The sequence below is a fragment of the Bradyrhizobium sp. Tv2a-2 genome, assembly GCF_000472425.1.
In the GTDB taxonomy this organism is placed as follows: Bacteria; Pseudomonadota; Alphaproteobacteria; order Rhizobiales; family Xanthobacteraceae; genus Bradyrhizobium.
The window spans coordinates 542,237-559,579 of the sequence record NZ_AXAI01000002.1; the positions used below are offsets into that span (position 1 = coordinate 542,237).

Annotated in this window: 14 protein-coding genes; 5 read left to right on the forward strand and 9 right to left on the reverse strand. The window is 63.7% G+C overall.

All coding sequences use genetic code 11. The features are described from left to right. Positions 1-34: 34 nt before the first annotated feature. A complete protein-coding gene (locus A3AI_RS42315; protein WP_051382302.1) occupies positions 35-598 on the reverse strand; it encodes a LabA-like NYN domain-containing protein in 564 nt (187 codons plus the stop codon). Positions 599-678: 80 nt separating this feature from the next. Here A3AI_RS42315 and A3AI_RS0106140 point away from each other — a divergent pair, with 80 nt between their 5' ends. Beyond that, positions 679-1,074, forward strand: coding sequence for a hypothetical protein (locus tag A3AI_RS0106140; protein ID WP_024514727.1), 396 nt, complete (start codon positions 679-681; stop codon positions 1,072-1,074). 510 nt (positions 1,075-1,584) lie between these two features. Beyond that, positions 1,585-5,517, forward strand: a complete 3,933-nt coding sequence (locus A3AI_RS42320; protein ID WP_156927654.1) for an AAA family ATPase — start codon at positions 1,585-1,587, stop codon at positions 5,515-5,517. A 23-nt stretch (positions 5,518-5,540) separates the two neighbouring features. Here A3AI_RS42320 and A3AI_RS0106150 read toward each other — a convergent pair whose 3' ends face one another. Then, the gene (locus tag A3AI_RS0106150) at positions 5,541-6,608 is read right to left on the reverse strand and encodes an FUSC family protein (RefSeq protein WP_024514729.1); all 1,068 of its coding nucleotides are present in this window, start codon (positions 6,606-6,608) and stop codon (positions 5,541-5,543) included. Positions 6,609-7,084: 476 nt separating this feature from the next. Here A3AI_RS0106150 and A3AI_RS0106155 point away from each other — a divergent pair, with 476 nt between their 5' ends. Further along, positions 7,085-7,528: a hypothetical protein gene (locus tag A3AI_RS0106155; RefSeq protein ID WP_024514730.1), complete on the forward strand. Its 444-nt coding sequence runs from the start codon at positions 7,085-7,087 to the stop codon at positions 7,526-7,528. An 88-nt stretch (positions 7,529-7,616) separates the two neighbouring features. After that, a complete protein-coding gene (locus tag A3AI_RS0106160) occupies positions 7,617-7,808 on the forward strand; it encodes a hypothetical protein (RefSeq protein ID WP_024514731.1) in 192 nt (63 codons plus the stop codon). Positions 7,809-7,967: 159 nt separating this feature from the next. Here A3AI_RS0106160 and pyk read toward each other — a convergent pair whose 3' ends face one another. The 3 genes from pyk to A3AI_RS0106175 form a co-directional block, all read right to left on the reverse strand. Next, the gene (gene pyk, locus A3AI_RS0106165) at positions 7,968-9,383 is read right to left on the reverse strand and encodes a pyruvate kinase (RefSeq protein WP_024514732.1); all 1,416 of its coding nucleotides are present in this window, start codon (positions 9,381-9,383) and stop codon (positions 7,968-7,970) included. Positions 9,384-9,611: 228 nt separating this feature from the next. Next, complete coding sequence (locus A3AI_RS0106170; protein ID WP_024514733.1) at positions 9,612-10,685, reverse strand: tartrate dehydrogenase; 1,074 nt, start codon at positions 10,683-10,685, stop codon at positions 9,612-9,614. A 23-nt stretch (positions 10,686-10,708) separates the two neighbouring features. Then, positions 10,709-12,019, reverse strand: coding sequence for an MFS transporter (locus A3AI_RS0106175; protein ID WP_024514734.1), 1,311 nt, complete (start codon positions 12,017-12,019; stop codon positions 10,709-10,711). Between the two features lie 161 nt (positions 12,020-12,180). Here A3AI_RS0106175 and A3AI_RS0106180 point away from each other — a divergent pair, with 161 nt between their 5' ends. Beyond that, positions 12,181-13,098, forward strand: coding sequence for a LysR family transcriptional regulator (locus A3AI_RS0106180; RefSeq protein WP_024514735.1), 918 nt, complete (start codon positions 12,181-12,183; stop codon positions 13,096-13,098). A 30-nt stretch (positions 13,099-13,128) separates the two neighbouring features. Here the strand turns inward: A3AI_RS0106180 and A3AI_RS0106185 are convergent, their stop codons facing one another. The 4 genes from A3AI_RS0106185 to A3AI_RS46030 all read right to left on the reverse strand — a co-directional run. Then, a complete protein-coding gene (locus A3AI_RS0106185) occupies positions 13,129-13,848 on the reverse strand; it encodes a ribonuclease activity regulator RraA (RefSeq protein WP_024514736.1) in 720 nt (239 codons plus the stop codon). A gap of 148 nt (positions 13,849-13,996) precedes the next feature. Then, a complete protein-coding gene (gene araD, locus A3AI_RS0106190; RefSeq protein WP_024514737.1) occupies positions 13,997-15,733 on the reverse strand; it encodes an L-arabinonate dehydratase in 1,737 nt (578 codons plus the stop codon). 4 nt (positions 15,734-15,737) lie between these two features. Continuing rightward, positions 15,738-16,994 carry a peptide antibiotic transporter SbmA gene (sbmA, locus tag A3AI_RS0106195; protein ID WP_024514738.1) on the reverse strand — a complete coding sequence of 419 codons (1,257 nt, stop codon included), beginning with the start codon at positions 16,992-16,994 and terminating at the stop codon, positions 15,738-15,740. Positions 16,995-17,107: 113 nt separating this feature from the next. Further along, positions 17,108-17,343 (reverse strand): integrase core domain-containing protein (locus A3AI_RS46030; RefSeq protein ID WP_156927655.1); only part of this gene is annotated, 236 nt, incomplete at its 5' end.

The following is a 17,343-nucleotide window of genomic DNA, read 5'->3' on the forward strand; positions in this document are numbered from 1 at the left end:
GGCCGCACTCAAGGTAAGCTTCGCCGAGATTAATTCAGGCCGAGCTGACGCGCGCGGCTACGCGCTCGACCGGATTTCGTCCGATCCTCGACTGCAGGTCCCTGAGCTCTACGAAGCGGTCGGCTTGCCGTCGCAACTCGTCCGCAATCATCGGCGGATGAGAGGCCATGCTGGATACGACGGTGACGTTTACGCCGCGGCGCTGGACCGCTTCGACCAGGCAGCGAAAGTCGCCGTCACCCGAGATGAGCACCATTTCGTCGATATGCGGGGCGAGTTCCATGGCGTTGACGGCAAGTTCGACGTCCATGTCACCCTTCACCTTTCGACGACCTGTGGCGTCGATGAATTCCTTGCCCGGCTTGGTGACCACCGTAAACCCATTGTAATCGAGCCAGTCGATCAACGGGCGGATGGATGAGTAGTCCCGATCCTCGAAGACCGCCGTGTAGTAGAAGGCCCGCAGCAGGGTGCCGCGGCTCTCGATCTCCTTGAGCAGGCGCCGGTAATCGATCTCGAACCCGAGCGCCTTCGATGTCGCGTGCAGATTCGCGCCATCGATGAAAACGGCAATCGTGGTGGTTTCGGAAGGGGACATTACAGGCCTTTGTAAAAAGAGAGCCGTGTCTGGGGGTGAGATAGCGCCCAAAATATTTTAGGCTTCAAATTATTTCAGTCATGATCGCCCTGCTGAGGATCAAGTCAAGGCTCTGGATTGGTCTTTGCGTGGAAGTCGGACAATCGACCACACATGTGGTCGGCTATTCGCCCGGGCAGGAAAGCGATTGGCTCAATGGTGCGTTCGATGGCTCCGGCGATCGCTGCCGTCACCCCGACAATCGCGTCAAGCTCGGCTCTGCGATCGGTCATGGCTTTTGTCCCTTGACCTTACTCTATCCGAGCGAATGCGCTGTTGTCACTGGCAAGCACGATGCGATGGTGTTCCGCCAAATGAACACCCCTTTCGCAAAATGTTTACACTGCATCGCAAAGAGAACTGACGGGCAAGCCCGCGTGGATGCAAGCGCCCACTCCTCGCGCTGGCGCGCTCTTCAGTTTCGGATCATGGCTTAGCGCCTGACGCGCGCTCCCGGCTGTTCAGTGCGGCCAGCGCCTTGCGATCGATAGGGCGAAGACAGGAGCAGGAGGAAAAGCGCGCTGTTCGCCCGGTATCTGGCCGCTGATCGGCTGGCTTCTACGCCCGCCATGACAACCTTTGCTTCGGTCGTCCATACCGACCACATCCATCTCCGCCCTCGCTTCTTCAGGGCGATGTCGTAGGTTGGGAACAGATCAGACATGTTTCGGGCTCACCGTCAGCAACGCCGCTTTGCGTCAGATTGGGTCCTTGCCGTCTCAATCTCCACGTTCGTACCAACACCGGGCCTGCGCGTGACAGGCTGGTCGGCAGCTCCCGCTCTTTCGCTCAAAAGCGCGGACCCGGCATGGAAATGCGCGAAAAACCGCAGTTCCCATGTGCAGTAGTAGCTCGGCCGTGTAACGGGGCCATTGTCAGAATTGTAATTAAAATGTAACAATCCGCGCGATCCAGGTAGCTGACGATCCCGGCGAGCGCGGACGGGTATGAGAAAGCGTGTACTGGTTGTGGCGGGGGAGGCGACTCTCCGCGCCAAGCTCGCACGTATGCTGCAACAGGCAGGATACGTGATCGAGCTCGCCGCTGATGACAGGCGGGCGCTCAAGCTCGCGTCAGACGGAAAAGTCGAGGCGGCGATCGTTGTGCCGGGGCCGGCTCCCGACGGCCTTGCGTTCCTGGAGGAGTTGGGCAGCCTGATCCCGGGGCTTTTGGTGCTCGCGGAGCGATCGGACCAGGTCGCCGGGTTCGCCCGTCTCCTTCTCGGCGTGGAGGTCCATCGTCTGCAGCCAATGGACGAGAAGCAGATCCTCGACAGTCTTGCGCGAGCCATCGCCTCATCGACGGGCGAAGAGCCTGCGCCAGCTTCGGCTGCTCTCGTGATCGGCGACTGCAGGCTCGACCTTGCCGGCCGTGTCTTCGTCCATCCTGACGGGCGGGAGGTGCTGCTGACGCGCGCGGAGCTTTCGCTGCTCTCGGCGTTCGCACGCAGGCCCGGCCAGGTGCTGTCGCGCGACCAGTTGAGTGTGGCGATCGCGGGCCATGATGCGGAGCCATACGGCCGCAGCGTCGACATGCATATCAGCCGGCTGCGGCGCAAGATCGAGCCAGATCCCAAGGCGCCGCAATTCATTCTGACCGCGTCCGGCGGCGGCTACAAATTCGCTGCGGCGACCCGAACGGGCAGGGGACAGGCCGAGCCGGCGGTCGATCTCGACGCGCAGGCAAGCGCCGCACGGGTCGCGACGCATGCGATCGGGCTTGCAGGCATTGAGCCGGAGCTGGCGGTTGGCCGTCGCACCAACCCGCCGCAGCTCGGATCCGAGAAAAGGCAGCTTACGGTGCTGTCCTGCGAGATCGTGCCTTCGGCGGCGGTCGGAGAAAGCATTGACCTCGAGGAGCTTGCGCGCCTCGTCCACAGTTTCCACGGTGCTTGCACGGCCGCCGTTGCGGGCATGGACGGCAGCCTTGCGGGGTCGGCCGGGCACGAGGTCCTGGCATTTTTCGGCTCCCCGAGGGCTCATGAGGATGACGCCGAACGTGCCGTGCATACGGCGCTTGAACTGATCGCAAAGGCCGGTGAGCTCGCGTGGTCGTCCGGCGAGCCGCTGCAGCTGCGCATCGGAATTGCCACGGGTCTTGTCGTCGTCTCCGGGCGAGGCGTGATCGGAGAGCCCTCGACGGCGGCGCCCCGCTTGCGGAACATCGCGCGGCCGAACACGATCCTCGTCGCGCCGAGCACCTACAGGCTGCTGGGACGTGCCTTCGTTTGCGAGGGACCCGGCTCATACGAGCTTCCGGGCGTGTCCGGGACGGTGACCGCCTACATGGTCACCAGGAGGCGGCCGGTCGAAAGCCGGTTCAGTGCCAGGCAGACGCCCAGGCTGACTCAATTCGTCGGCCGGGAGCACGAGCTGCGACAGCTCATGGTCCTGTGGGAGCGCGTTCAAACCAGGAAGGGGCAGATCGCGCTGATCTGCGGCGAGGCCGGGATTGGCAAGTCGCGGGTTTGCGAAGAGTTCCTGGAGCGGATTCATGCCGATCCCCACATCACGATCCGCTATCAGTGCTCGCCGCATCATACCCATAGTCCGTTTCGTCCGATCATCGACCAGATCGAATATGCCGCGCATTTCGAGCAGGGAGAGGCGCCCGGCACCAAGCTGAAGAAATTGGAAGCCGCGCTGTCCGAAGCCGGCGCTGTGTCCCTGGCCGACATGGAATCCTGCGCCCTCCTGCTTTCGATTCCGAGCGGCGAATCATCGACAGCGGGCCTGACACCGCAAAAGCAGAAGGATCTCGTGATCGCAGCACTGACACGGCATGTGCTGGGTCTCGCGCGCACGCTGCCGGTCGTGATCGAGCTTTCGGACGCGCATTGGGCGGACTCCAGCACGCTGGAGCTGTTCAGCCGGATCATCGGATCACTCAGGGCCGCGCAAGTCTTCGTCCTGATGAGTTTTCGCCCCGAATTCTTTCCGCAATGGCTCGACGAGCCGCATGTGACGATGTTGCGGCTCGACCGGCTTGGGCGCGAGCAGACGGATGCCATGGTGTTCGATGTCGCCGGACAAAAGACGTTGCCGCCCGATATCCACGCGCAGATCATCAGCAAGACGGACGGCGTTCCGCTCTTCGTCGAGGAGCTCACGAAATCCGTCATGGAATCAGGACTCGTCCAGGAGAGCGGCGAGCAGTTTGCCGCGGCTGGTCCGCTGCCGACGCTTGCAATTCCGACGACGCTGCTCGGCTCGTTGACGGCGCGGCTGGACAGGCTTGGCGCGGCCAAGGAAATCGCGCAGACCGGCGCTGCCATCGGTCGCCAATTCTCCTATCAACTGCTGGCCGCCGTGGTGCCTGTTGCAGGCGTGCTCCTCGACGCTGCCCTTGCCCAGCTCGCCGCGCTAGAATTGATCTTTGTGCGGGGTGAGCCGCCGAACGCGACCTACATCTTCAAGCACGCCCTGGTGTGCGATGCCGCGTACGGCACCCTGGTTCGCGACAAGCAGCAGGAGCTTCATCGCCGTATCGCCGATGCTCTTGCGCAGGTGTCGCCGGAAACCGTCGAAACCCAGCCCGAGCTGCTGGCGCATCATCTGATCCAGGGCGGATTGACCGAGAAGGCCATCCATTATCTGCGCGAGGCGGGCCGTCGCACGATCGAGCGTTCAGCCAACGCGGAGGCGATCGGGCACCTCGAGCTGGCGCTTGAGCTGCTGCAATCGCGTCCCGCGAGGCCGGAACGCAGACGTGCCGCGCTAGAGCTCGAGGTCATGCTCGCCCAGGCGATGATCGCTGGCTACGGCTACGCCGCGCGCCAGACGTCGGAGGTCCTGCTGCGCGCCAGGGCTCACATCGACGCGCTCACCGATCCCGCGATGAAGCTGTCGATCCTCTACGGGATATGGGCATGCCATTACGTCAGAGGCGAGGTCGATGACCAGACCGGCGCGGCCGCCGAATTCCTTGCCGAGGCCGAACGCCACAGCGACACCGGAACCATGTGTGTCGCGCATCGCATCGTGGGCACTACCCATCTGACGAAAGGGGAATTCACGGCTGCGTTGCCTCATCTCGAAACAGCCAGCACTCTTTACGAGCCGCGCGCCCATGCGCAGTTGCAATACCAATACGGCCAGGATCTCGGCGCGGCCGCATCGTGCTATTTGAGCTGGGCGCTGTGGCTTCTCGGGCATCCGGACCAGGCGTCAGAGGCCGCCGCGGCCGCGATGAAGCGCGCGGAGGCATCCTCCCATCCGCACACGCTCGCCTTCTCGGTCGGCCATGCCCAGGCGATCCTCGATATTTTGCAGGGGTGCCCTGACGACATGCCATCCTTCGCGGACGCCGTGGTCTCGCTCTCGGGCGAGCACGGCCTTTCGCACTGGATGGCCTTTGGCCGCATCCTCGAAGGCTGGGCTGCCGCCACGCGCGGCGATGCGGGGCGGGGCGTCGAACTTTTGCGCGCAGGCGTTGCGGCCTGGCAAAAGGCGGGCGCAAGACTGTGGCTGCCGCTGTTTCACGCGCTGGAAGCCGAGGCCTGCAGCAAAGCGGGGCGAACTGACGAGGCGATGGCGGCCATTGAGCAGGCGATCACGATTGCTCTGAAGAGCGGCGAGCGCTGGTATCTCGCCGAGATCCTGCGTCTCAAGGCCGGTTTGTTGTCGGCAACCGGGCACGCAGCCGATCAGGTGGAGCCCCTGCTGGACGAGAGCCTCGAGTTGGCGCGAGGCCAGCGAGCGCGCAGCCTTGAGCTGCGCACGGCTTATGACCTTGCCCTGCTACGGCGGCAAGGGCGGGAACGCCAGGACGCGCTGCGGGTCTTGCGGTCCATCGTCGCCCAATTTGCCGAAGGCTCCCATAGTGCGGATTTGCTGCGGGCAAAGCAGGTTCTTGACAGCAAGGCAAACGGCACCCGGTAACGCTTGATGAGGCTATCTGCCCATCACGAGGCGTCGTCCTTTGCTCCGACTTCACGTCGCCAGGTGAGAACATGGAAGGCTGCAAGAACGGGCTCGAGCAGGGCGATGCCGATGACGGTTCCTGCGAGCCGCGCGAGGCCGGCGTCCGGGTCCGGCGCTACATAGCTGTCCGGCACGAGCGTAACAAGCATGGCCAACGTGAACTGGGTTCCGCTGTACGCCACCGAGCTCGCGCCATTCTCGATGTGCCGACCGAGCATCACTCCGAACAACGAACCCGCGATGAGAATGGTAGCGGATCCGCGCGCCAGCAGCAGGATCAGCCCAGCGAGCGCCGCGCCGCACGCGCAGCCCAAAATCCGCAAGGCGATTCGCCGGCTGACCGGCAGCAGTCCACTGCTGCCCAAGCGGTTCACCGGCACGATCATCACCGCCATGATGGCGACCGCAGCCTGGCCGAGCTCTGGCAGTCGCCACATCTCATGGAGCAGCGGCAACAAGGCCAAGGCCGCCGCGCCCTGGGCGGCGTGTAGCGCGGCCTCCGGATGCCAGCCGCCGGCGGCCGGGCTTGGGCGCGCCTGATCAGGCCATCGCTGCCGCAAGGTCAGCGTCGACGCGGTGCTGACCAGGACACAGGCGATGGTGCCGGCCAAGACTTCCAATATTCTTGACGACGCGAAAGCCCATAGATCGCTTTGGGTGAGCGGATATCCGAGAACGATCATCGCGAAGGTCAGGCCGATGAACAGGAAGGCGTACGCATGTCTGTGCGTGAGCGACGCATAGAGCGAGCCGCCGCCGATCAGGGCCAGCGCAGCAGACAATGCGAGCGGGTAGGGTGCGACGGCTGGAAAGATCACGACCGCAATCGCGGCTCCGCCGACCGTGCCTGCAATTCTAAGGACTCCGCGCCGCAGGCTTTCCGAGACATGCCCGCGCATGACCATGAAGCCCGAAAAAGCTGCCCAGGAGATGTTCGAGGCGCCAACCAAATGACCCAGGACGATCGCGAGGAGCACCGAGAACACGCACTCGATTTCGTCCACCATCCTCGGGCCAGGCGTGACGAAGGCCTTTGCTTCCGCGGCCAATTGTGGTCGCACGCTCGCGATCGCCTTGTAGCAACGCTGCACTGGCCAGCGGCTCCTGGTCCACCCTGATCTGTCGCTCTCGTGCCGATCGAACCGCCGACCGGCGGCCGGCACGGTTCGATGCATTGGCGGCTCAAGTTGCGACGGGTGAGCTGAAGTTACAAGCCGTATAAAAGAGAAACCGTCCCGAGATGATCGAAGGCCGAGCGAATGATCCAGGCGGAAACGCTCCGACTTTCCCTCCGCGTGGTTTATGCGGCCCTTATACGATCGGCGGTGCGCGTCCCTCGAATTCATATCCGGCCCCGATCATATTCGCCGCATGAGTCAAGCATCCCACGGCCGACGATAACCGTCCGGACACCGCACGCGACCGAAGCTGCGGCGTTCCGCGGCTTCGATGCGCAAGACCCCTTTCCAAGCGCAATCGGCCGGGATTGGCGAGAATGGGAAAGGGAACCGGTAGAGGTGATGTCATGGCTATCTCCGAAGTCGTCACTGGCGACAGAATTATCGATCCAATGATCGCGCTAGGCGGCTGCTCGACGCAGCATCGCATCCTCGTGGCCGGCTTAAAGAGCATGGAATTGACGATCGAGTTGCAGCGGCGCGGCTACGTTCACGCGGCCGCGAGCGGAAATTGCGGCCGTCCCGCCGGTCAATATGATGTTGCATTGATCGATTGGCGACGGCGCACGCTCCGCGAACTCGAGACGACGCTGGACTGGGTCGGCAAGTTTCTCAGGCCAACCGCGACCCTCGTCGTCTGGGTCGATGCGCAAAAGCCCGCAGCTTATCAAGGCCTTCACGCATCAATCGAGAAGCGCGGCTACATGATCGAGAATGGCACCGTCCATGACTGCGGTTGCGCACTCGTAGCGCGACTGCGCCAGGCTACGCCGCACAGGAAGGCGGCATAACACGCTATCGCCGGGGGGCGAGGGGGCGGCGGTGGGATGTGCGTCGATAGTGGACCGTCCCACCGCCGTAATTTCATCGGAGCATCACATGGCCAAATCCAATCCGCGTCGGACCATCATTCGCGAGTGGATGTCGCTTACGCCGGAGAAGCGGCAGTCCAGCCGACAAGCCCTTACCTTTGCGGACGCGGCCCTGCAGCGGCACCCACTGCCGCGGAGCCGGCGAGGCGCGCGCGAGATCGTCATGGCATGGCTGCGACCGCGCACCGGACGTCCCTGATCGTGGCGGGTCTTATCTGTTGGTATGGAGGAGCTGCTTCGTTCCACCGGCGTGGTTGCTAGCGATCGAGACCGATCATCGCGACTGGAATTGCTGTATAAAACCTGGTGCCCGACCAGGTTCTTATCTCAAGCGATTGGCGCGCGAGGATTTGCCCGATCAGGGCACCGACGCGACGCGTAGATTGTTGGTCGTGCCCGCCTGCGCAAAGGGTATGCCGGCGACGACCACCAGCAAATCTCCGCTGCGCGCGAACTCTTCCTCGGCGGCAAACGCGGTCGCGCGCTCGACCATTTCCTCGTAGCTCTTGACGTCCTCGGACAGCACGCTGTGGGCGCCCCACAATAGGCACAGGCGCCGTGAAATCTCGGTATTGGGCGTAATTGCGAGGACGGGCAGGCTCGGCCGCTTGCGCGCAACGCGCGCCGCCGTCGTCCCGCTCGAGGTGTAGGCGACGATCGCCTTTGCACTGATGGACGAGGCGAGATCGGCCGCAGCCGTCGCGACCGCATGCGGCGGCGTCTGCTCCTCGTTGGGCTGTGTGGCCTGGATGATCGACCGGTACATCTTGTGCTGCTCGGTGCTTCTGATGATGCGGTCCATCATCTCTACCGCTTCACGCGGATAGCGGCCGGTCGCCGACTCCGCCGAGAGCATCACCGCATCGGCGCCGTCATAGATGGCAGTCGCGACATCCGAGACCTCCGCGCGCGTTGGCGTCGGACTTAAGACCATCGAGTCCAGCATCTGGGTGGCCACGATCACCGGCTTCACTGCCAACCTGCAGGCCCGCACCAGCTCCTTCTGCCGGCCGGGCACGTCCTCGTGCGGAATTTCGACGCCGAGATCGCCACGCGCGACCATGATGGCGTCCGAGAGCTGGATGATGTCATCGATCCGTTCGAGCGCCGCGGGCTTTTCGATCTTCGCCATCAATCCGGCGCGCTCGCCGATCAAGCCGCGCGCCTCGAGAACATCGGATGGTTTTTGCACGAAGGAGAGCGCCACCCAGTCGACCCCGAGCCGCAGGCCGTACTCCAGATCGGAGCGGTCTTTTGCGGTGAGCGGCGAAAGGTCCAGCACCGTTCCTGGCAGATTGACGCCCTTGTGATTGGAGATGGCGCCGCCGACGATCACCTTGGCCTCGATGAAATCCTCGCCCAGTCCAGTGACGCGCACGCGGACGCGCCCGTCGTCGATCAAAAGATCATGGCCGGGCGCCACCGCCGCAAAGATCTCCGGATGCGGCAAGGGAATCGACGAACGATCACCGGCCGACCCGCGCAGCACGAAGCGAATGGTTTCGCCGCTTTCAACCGCGATCTTGCCGTCACGGAGCGTGCCGACGCGAATTTTTGGACCTTGCAGGTCCATGAGGATGCCGATCGGCCGGCGGATCTGTCGCTCCAGCGCGCGAATTGCCGCGTGGACTTTTGCATGATCCTCCTGCGCCCCGTGGCTGAAATTGAGGCGGAACGTGTCGACGCCGGCAAGGAACAGTGCCTTCAGCATCTCCGGCGACGCACTGGCGGGGCCAACGGTCGCGACGATCTTGGCTCGTCGATGACGACGCATGATGATCTCGCCCTTTCTGCGCCGTCCTGCAGGACAGCACCAAGCTGGTTGATGGTCTCAAAACGCCAAGGCTGCTGGTGACAACGAGGAACCCTTCGCGATCATGCGTGCCTTGGCAGGTTCCGGGGGGCGTATCACATCTCCTTGCCAGGCGCTTGACGATTCGTTGGACGAATCAAAGCCCAAGAGCCATTTCGGTTCCGGCGGAGGTGCCGGCGCATGCCGGCCTCACACATTCGATCCATGGATCGCGTCAATCACGGCGTCCGTGACCTCCTTTGTCGTCGCCTTGCCGCCGACGTCGGGCGTCAGCACGCCCGCCGCGCAGACCTTTTCCACCGCAGCCATCAGCCGCGCAGCCGCGTCCTTCTCATTGAGGTGCTCCAGCATCTGCGCGCCGGTCCAGAAGGTCGCCACCGGGTTGGCGATGCCCTTGCCGGTGATGTCGAAGGCCGAGCCATGGATCGGCTCGAACATCGAGGGGAAGCGGCGCTGCGGATCGATGTTGCCGGTTGGGGCGACGCCGAGACTGCCGGCCAGCGCGCCGGCGAGATCGGACAGGATGTCGGCGTGCAGATTGGTTGCGACGATGGTGTCGAGACTCCTCGGATTGAGCGTCATGCGCACCGTCATCGCGTCGACCAGCATCTTGTCCCAGGTGACGTCGGGGAATTCTTTTGCGACCTCGGCCGCGATCTCGTCCCACATCACCATGCCGTGGCGCTGCGCATTCGATTTCGTCACCACGGTGAGGAATTTACGCGGGCGGGATTGGGCGAGCTGGAAGGCGTAACGCATGATGCGAGTGACGCCGACGCGGGTGAAGATCGCGACCTCGGTGCCGACCTCCTCGGGCAGGCCCTTGTGAGCGCGGCCGCCGCAGCCTGCATATTCGCCCTCCGAATTCTCGCGCACGATCACCCAGTCGAGATCACCGACGCCAACATTGCGGAGGGGCGAGGCGACGCCCGGCAGGATTTTTGTCGGGCGCACATTGGCATATTGGTCGAAACCCTGGCAGATCGGCAGCCGCAGGCCCCACAGCGTGATGTGATCGGGCACGTCGGGCGCGCCGACCGCGCCGAAATAGATGGCGTCGAATGGCTTGAGCTGCTCCAACCCGTCTGCCGGCATCATGACGCCGTGCTTCTTGTAATAGTCCGAGCCCCAGTCGAAGGTCTTGACCTTGAAGGAGAGGTCGCCCGCGCGTTTGGCCAGTGCCTCCAGCACGCGAATGCCTGACGAAATGACCTCGGGGCCAATGCCATCGGCGGGAATGGCGGCGATCGACAAAGTGCGCATGAACGTGCTCCGTTGGATAGATATCAATGGGGTTGGACGGCAGGCCGCGTGTCGGGTCTCGTTTTTGCATTTTGCGAGCGGCCGAGCAGCAGCGTGAGAATGGCCGACAGCACCAGCAGCATGGCGACGAAGTAGAGGCCGCCTGCAAAGCTTCCGGTCCGGTCCTTGATCCAGCCTATCATGGCGGGGCCGGCGAAGCCGCCGAGATTGCCGATCGAGTTGATGGTGGCGATGCCGGCCGCTGCGGCCGAGCCCGACAGGAAGGTCGTCGGCATGCTCCAGAGCGGCGGCTTCGAGGCGCTGACGCCGATATTGACCAGCGTCAGCGCCGCCAGCACTGCGGCGACGCCGGTCGCGGGGCCGGCAAGGCCGAGGCCGATGGCAGCAAGCAGGCAGGTGAGCACGACATGCCAGGTGCGCTCGCCGGTGCGGTCCGAATGCCGTGCCCACAGGATCATCGCGACGACGGCGATCGTCGGCGGCACCGCGTTGAGGAAACCGACTTGCAGCGACGACAATCCGAATTGCTTGATGATCTGCGGCGCCCAGACGCCGAGCGTGTAAAGGCCGGCGGAGGTGCCGAAATAGATCAGCGACAGCGCGAGCACCCGCGGATCGGCAAGCCCCCGCCAGATGCTGTGGCTGGTGCTCGTCGCCTTACCGGCCTGCTCGGCATTCATGGTCTTGACCAGGAAGTCCCGCTCGTCGCTGGCAAGCCATTTGGCCTGCTCGGGTCTGTCCGTGATGTAGAAGAAGACCGCGATGCCGAGCAGCACCGCGGGAACGGCTTCCAGCAGAAACAACCACTGCCAGCCCTTCAGCCCGAGCAGCCCGTCCATTTCGAGAAGCGCGCCTGATAGCGGCGAGCCGAGCACTGTCGAGAGCGGTGCGGCCGCCATGAACAAGGCGGTGACCGCCGCGCGCTGGCGGGCCGGGAACCAGTAGGAGAGGTAGAGAATGATGCCGGGGAAGAAGCCCGCTTCGGCGACGCCCAGCAGGAAGCGCAGTGCGTAGAAGCTGGTTGCGCCCTGCACGAAGGCCATCGCGGCCGATACCAGTCCCCAGCTGATCATCACCCGAGCGATCCAGATCCGGGCACCGACCTTGTGCAGGATGATGTTGGAGGGGACCTCGAACAGGAAATAGCCCCAGAAGAAGATGCCGGCGCCGAAGCCGAACACCGACGGCGAGAGACCGAGATCCTTGTTCATGGTCAGCGCCGCGAAACCGATATTGACGCGGTCGATGAAGGCCACGAAGTAGAGCAGCATGATGAAGGGCACGATGCGCAGAGTGATCTTGCGCAAGGTGCGCGTCTCGATTTCGCTCGCCATGCTCAAGGGTTCCCTGACCGCTCTCCCGGCAGTTTTGTTGAATTAATGCGTTCTGCCTTTGCGCTGAACGCGAGTTAGGAGGCCTGGCGAGGGAAATGCAATGAGCACCCGTTTATACAAAAAAATGATATAATTGCTTTCGGATCGGGAGATGCTCGCCAATGGAATTGCACCAGCTCCGCTGTTTCGTCGCCGCGGCCGAGGAGTTGCATTTCGGCAGGGCGGCGCAGCGGCTGCAGATGCTGCCGGCCGCGCTCGGTCGCCATGTCAAGCTGCTCGAGGAGAACCTGGGCGCGCCGCTGTTTGCCCGGACGACGCGTGCGGTGACGCTGACAGAGGACGGGACGACGCTGCTGCGCGACGCGCGGGCTATCCTGTCAAGGGTGCAGGCGGTCGAGGATGGCTTTCGCACGCGCTCGCGTTCCAGGGGGACGCGGCGGCTGCGGATCGGCGCGATCGACAGCGCTGCGGCCGGGCTTCTGCCGCCATTGCTGCGCGATTTTCGCAAATCCCGCCCGGACGTGCCGGTTCAGCTGCTGGAGGAGAAAACCATAAGGCTGTTGCCGAAAATTCTCTCCGGCGCGCTCGATCTCGCCTTTGTCCGCCCGCCTGATCGGCCGGACAAGCGGCTCGAGCTGCGCCCGCTCCTGATGGAGACGGCGGTCGTTGCCTTTCCGCAAAAGCATCTGCTTGCCGGGCGGAAGTCGATCTCGCTTCTCGAGATCGCAGACCAGCCGCTGATCGTGCCCGACCGTCGCTCGCGCCCGCACAGCCATGACCTCACCATCAAGCTGTTCGAGGCGGCGGGACTGCCGCCGCGCGTGGTGCAGATTGCCGACGAGAAGCAGACCATCGTCAATCTGGTCGCGGCGCGGCTCGGCGTCGCCATCGTGCCGCGCTGGACCTCGCGGATGGCGATCCCGGGCGTCCGCTTCGTCCCGCTCAGGCTCAAGCAGAGCGGGCCGGTGGGCCGGCTGCCACTCGCCGCAGCCTGGCTGCGCGGCTCGCGCGACCCGGTGCGCGATTCCATACTGGCTGTTCTCGAAACCAGGCTACGCGGATACGCGCGCGAAGCTTGAGGTGGCGGCCCGATTGCGGCAGCCCGTGCGTCAGCGTCCCTGCGCCTTGCGCCAGACGGCAAAGTCCTTCAGCGTCTGCTCATCGGTCGCAGGATAAAGACCGACGATCGAGCGCCCCTTGTGCACCTCGGACGCGACGAAATCCTCGAACGCCGTCATCTCGAAGGTCTCCTCCGCGATCTCGTCGGCGAGATGGGCGGGGATCACGATCACGCCGTCGGAATCGCCGAGGATGACATCGCCCGGAAACACCGGCGCGTCGCCGCAGCCGATCGGGCAATTGATCTCGATCGCCTGGTGCAGGGTGAGGTTGGTCGGCGCGCTCGGCCGCTGGTGATAGGCGGGAAAGCCGAGGCGCGCGATCTCCTGCGAGTCGCGAAAGCCGCCATCGGTGACGACGCCGGCGCAGCCGCGCTTCATCAGCCGCGTCACCAGGATCGCGCCAGCGGAGGCCGCGCGGGCATTCTTCCGGCTGTCCATCACCAGCACCGCGCCCGGCGGGCAATCCTCGATCGCCTTGCGCTGGGGATGGGAGCGGTCGCGGAACACGTCGAGCTTGTTCAGATCTTCGCGCGCCGGCATGTAGCGCAGCGTGAAGGCTTCGCCCACCATGGTCGGCTGATCGGGACTTAGGGGATGCACATCCTGAATGCACTGGATGCGCAAGCCGCGCTTGTAGAGCGCGGTCGCCACCGTTGCGGTGGAGACGGTCTTGAGCTTGTTGCGGGTGGCATCGCTGAGTTTTGACATGGCTGGGCTCTCTACGGTGATTCCCGGGCGGTATTTTTTCCGGTCATTCCGGGGCGGTGCGACAGCACCGAACTCTGGTGTGCTCTTGCACACCTGAGAATCTCGAGGTTCCGGGTTCGCTTCGCGCCCCGGAACGACGGTGGTTACATCAATAAATCGACGGCTCGCCGACCGGCTTGCCGAAGCCGGTCTCGAGAAAATCGAAATCGCAGCCGTCATTGGCCTGCTTGATGTGGCGCGAGAACATCCAGCCATAGCCGCGTTCGAAGCGGCGCTCCGGCTGCTTCCACGCCGCGCGGCGCCTTGCGAGCTCGGCCTCCGGCACATCGAGATTGATGGTGCGTGCGGCGACGTCGAGCGTGATCCTGTCGCCATTCTTCACCATCGCGAGCGGTCCGCCGACATAGGCTTCCGGCGCCACATGCAGGATGCAGGCGCCGTAAGAGGTGCCGCTCATACGCGCGTCCGACAGGCGCACCATGTCGCGCACGCCCTGTTTGACGAGCTTTGTCGGGATCGGCAGCATGCCCCATTCCGGCATGCCGGGCCCGCCCTGCGGACCCGCATTGCGCAGGATCAGCACATGATCGGCGGTGACATCGAGATCGGGATCGTCGACCGCCTTCTTCATCGAGGGGTAGTCGTCGAACACCAGCGCCGGTCCCGTGTGCTTGAGGAAGCGCGGTTCGCAGGCCGACGGCTTGATCACACAGCCATCGGGGGCGAGGTTGCCCTTGAGGACGGCGAGCGCACCTTCCTCGTAGATCGGGTTCTCGACCGTGCGGATGACATCGTCATTATAGACCTCTGCGCGCGCGATGTTCTCGCCGAGCGTCTGGCCTGTCACGGTGATGCAGTCGAGATGCAGGTGCGGCTTGATCCGGCTCATCAGGCCGGGCAGGCCGCCGGCGTAGAAAAAATCCTCCATCAGATATCTGTCGCCGCTCGGCCGCACATTGGCGATGACAGGGACCTTGCGGCTTGCCGTCTCGAAATCGTCCAGCCCGATATCCTGGCCGGCGCGGCGGGCCTGCGCGATCAGGTGAATGATGGCGTTGGTCGAGCAGCCCATCGCCATCGCAACCACGATCGCATTCTCAAAGGCCTTGCGGGTCTGGATCTTTTGCGGCGTCAGGTCCTCCCACACCATCTCGACGATGCGGCGGCCGCATTCGGAGGCCATGCGGGTGTGATTGGCGTCGGCCGCGGGAATCGAGGACGCGCCCGGCAGCGTCATGCCGATCGCTTCCGCGATCGCGGTCATGGTGGAGGCGGTACCCATGGTCATGCAGGTGCCATAGGACCGGGCGATGCCGGCCTCCATATCGACCCAGTCGTCGTCGGAGATTTTCCCCGCGCGCCGCTCGTCCCAGTATTTCCAGGCGTCGGAGCCCGAGCCCAGCGTCTTGCCCTTCCAGTTGCCGCGCAGCATCGGGCCCGCCGGCAGGTAGATCGTCGGCAGGTTCATGCTGGTGGCACCCAGCAACAGACCCGGCGTGGTCTTGTCGCAGCCGCCCATCAGCACGACAGCGTCGACCGGGTGGCCGCGCAGCAGTTCCTCCGCATCCATCGCCAGCATGTTGCGATAGAGCATGGTGGTCGGCTTCAACAGCGATTCCGACAACGACAGCGCCGGCAGCTCGATCGGCAGGCCGCCGGCCATCAGGACGCCGCGCTTGACGTCCTCGACGCGGCTCTTGAAGTGCATGTGGCAGGGCTGCGCATCCGACCAGGTGTTGAGAATCGCGATGACCGGCCGGTCCTTCCACTCCTCGGGCGCATAGCCCATCTGCATCACGCGCGAGCGATGGCCGAAGGAGCGCAAATCGTCGGGCGCGAACCAGCGCGCGCTGCGCAGGTCAGCGGGGGATTTCTTCTCGGTCATGTCGTCATGCTCGTTCTTGATTGGCCTTGATGGGTGCTTCGATCGCGATCATGCCGCCCGGCGGCGACTGCTTCTCGATTGACGGCATCGGCTCGCCATAGATCTTGGCCTCGAATCCGCGCAGGCGCTTGTAGATCGAGATCAGCTCTACGATCGTACTCCAGGAGGTGATGAGATATTGGAACGAGCTTCGCACCTCGTTGAACGCGCGCAAGATCTGGTTCATCGGCCCGAGCGTGATCTTGCCGGCCACGATGGTCGGGGCGAGAAGCACGTATGGGAAGATGACGTCGGCCTGCAGGTAGACGATGCGGCCGATGTTGAAATAGACGTAATTCAGATAAAGCCAGAAATAGTTCCGCCTGACGTTGCGGAACAGCGTATGCAATGTCGGCGGGTCGGCGCGGTTCACGTCGTCCTCGCCGAGCACGAGCTCCTTGCGATAGGCGGCTTCGACCCGCTGGTTGAAGAATTCGATTCCCGGCAATTTGATGCCGATCAGCGCCAGAAGGCCGGTGCCCAGGACCGACCACACCACGGCCGCCCAGACCAAGGGATAAGGGATTTCGCCGACAATCGGCAGCTCGGTGATGACGGCCGACAGCTTCATCAGGATCGGCAGGAAGGCGACCAGCGTCAGCACGGATTTGATGAGGGTAGCGCCGAGCCCCTCCAGCGTCTGAGCAAAGCGCATGGTGTCTTCCTGCACGCGCTGCGAGGCGCCCTCGATGGCGCGTAGCTGCGGCCAGTGTTCGACGTAAAACTCGTTCATGGCCGTGCGCCAGCGGAAGATGTAATGGCTGGTGAAAAAGCTCGTCAGCACGCTGACCGTGACGGCCACGAAGGCGATGCCCGCAAAGGTCGCCAACTGGGCGTAGAACTCAGCGAGCGTGACCGGCTTTGATTTCGACAGCGCGGCCTGAACGAGATCGTAGAATGGCCCGAACCAGGCATTGATGGCGACAGAGACCTGGACCTGGAAATAAGAGGTGAACAGGATCAGCGCAGTGCCGCCGATCGACCACATCGCCCAGCGATGAGGGGAGAAGATCATCCAGGCCGCGGCGAAAATGGCGGTACACAGTGCGAAATAGGTGTCGAACCAAAGTTCCGGCGTCGACCAGAACGCCGCCACCCCAACCGGCATGGGCCCCTGAAAAAGGCCGTTTGCAAAGCCGTACCAGACCGCCATCGACAGCGCGATCCAGAGGACCACCGACGGGAAGAACACGTTGGGGCGGGGGAAGAATGAAACGAACATGTTCTGTGTCTCGGCTCCGGTCGGAGAGTTGGGTGGGCGCTTATAGAACAGCCGGCAGGGGTGAAGGAACCCACGGCATGCGGGCGGATCAGAACATAACGTGATGGTCGAGGCTAGATGTGGAGCCTCAAGAGGTTATACCCGGCCAAGCCGAGCCTGCTGATTGGTGGTACAGACCCGATACTGCCATGAGGACGATGCCAATTGTAGCGGTGGAGCCATCTTGGCAGCTCGGCGGCGCGTTCTCTTGAGGTGTTGTAGGCCTGGGCGTAAGCCCACTCGCGCAGGCTGGTTTGAATGAAGCGCTCGGCCTTGCCGTTGGTTTGTGGGGTGTAGGGCTTGGTGCGGA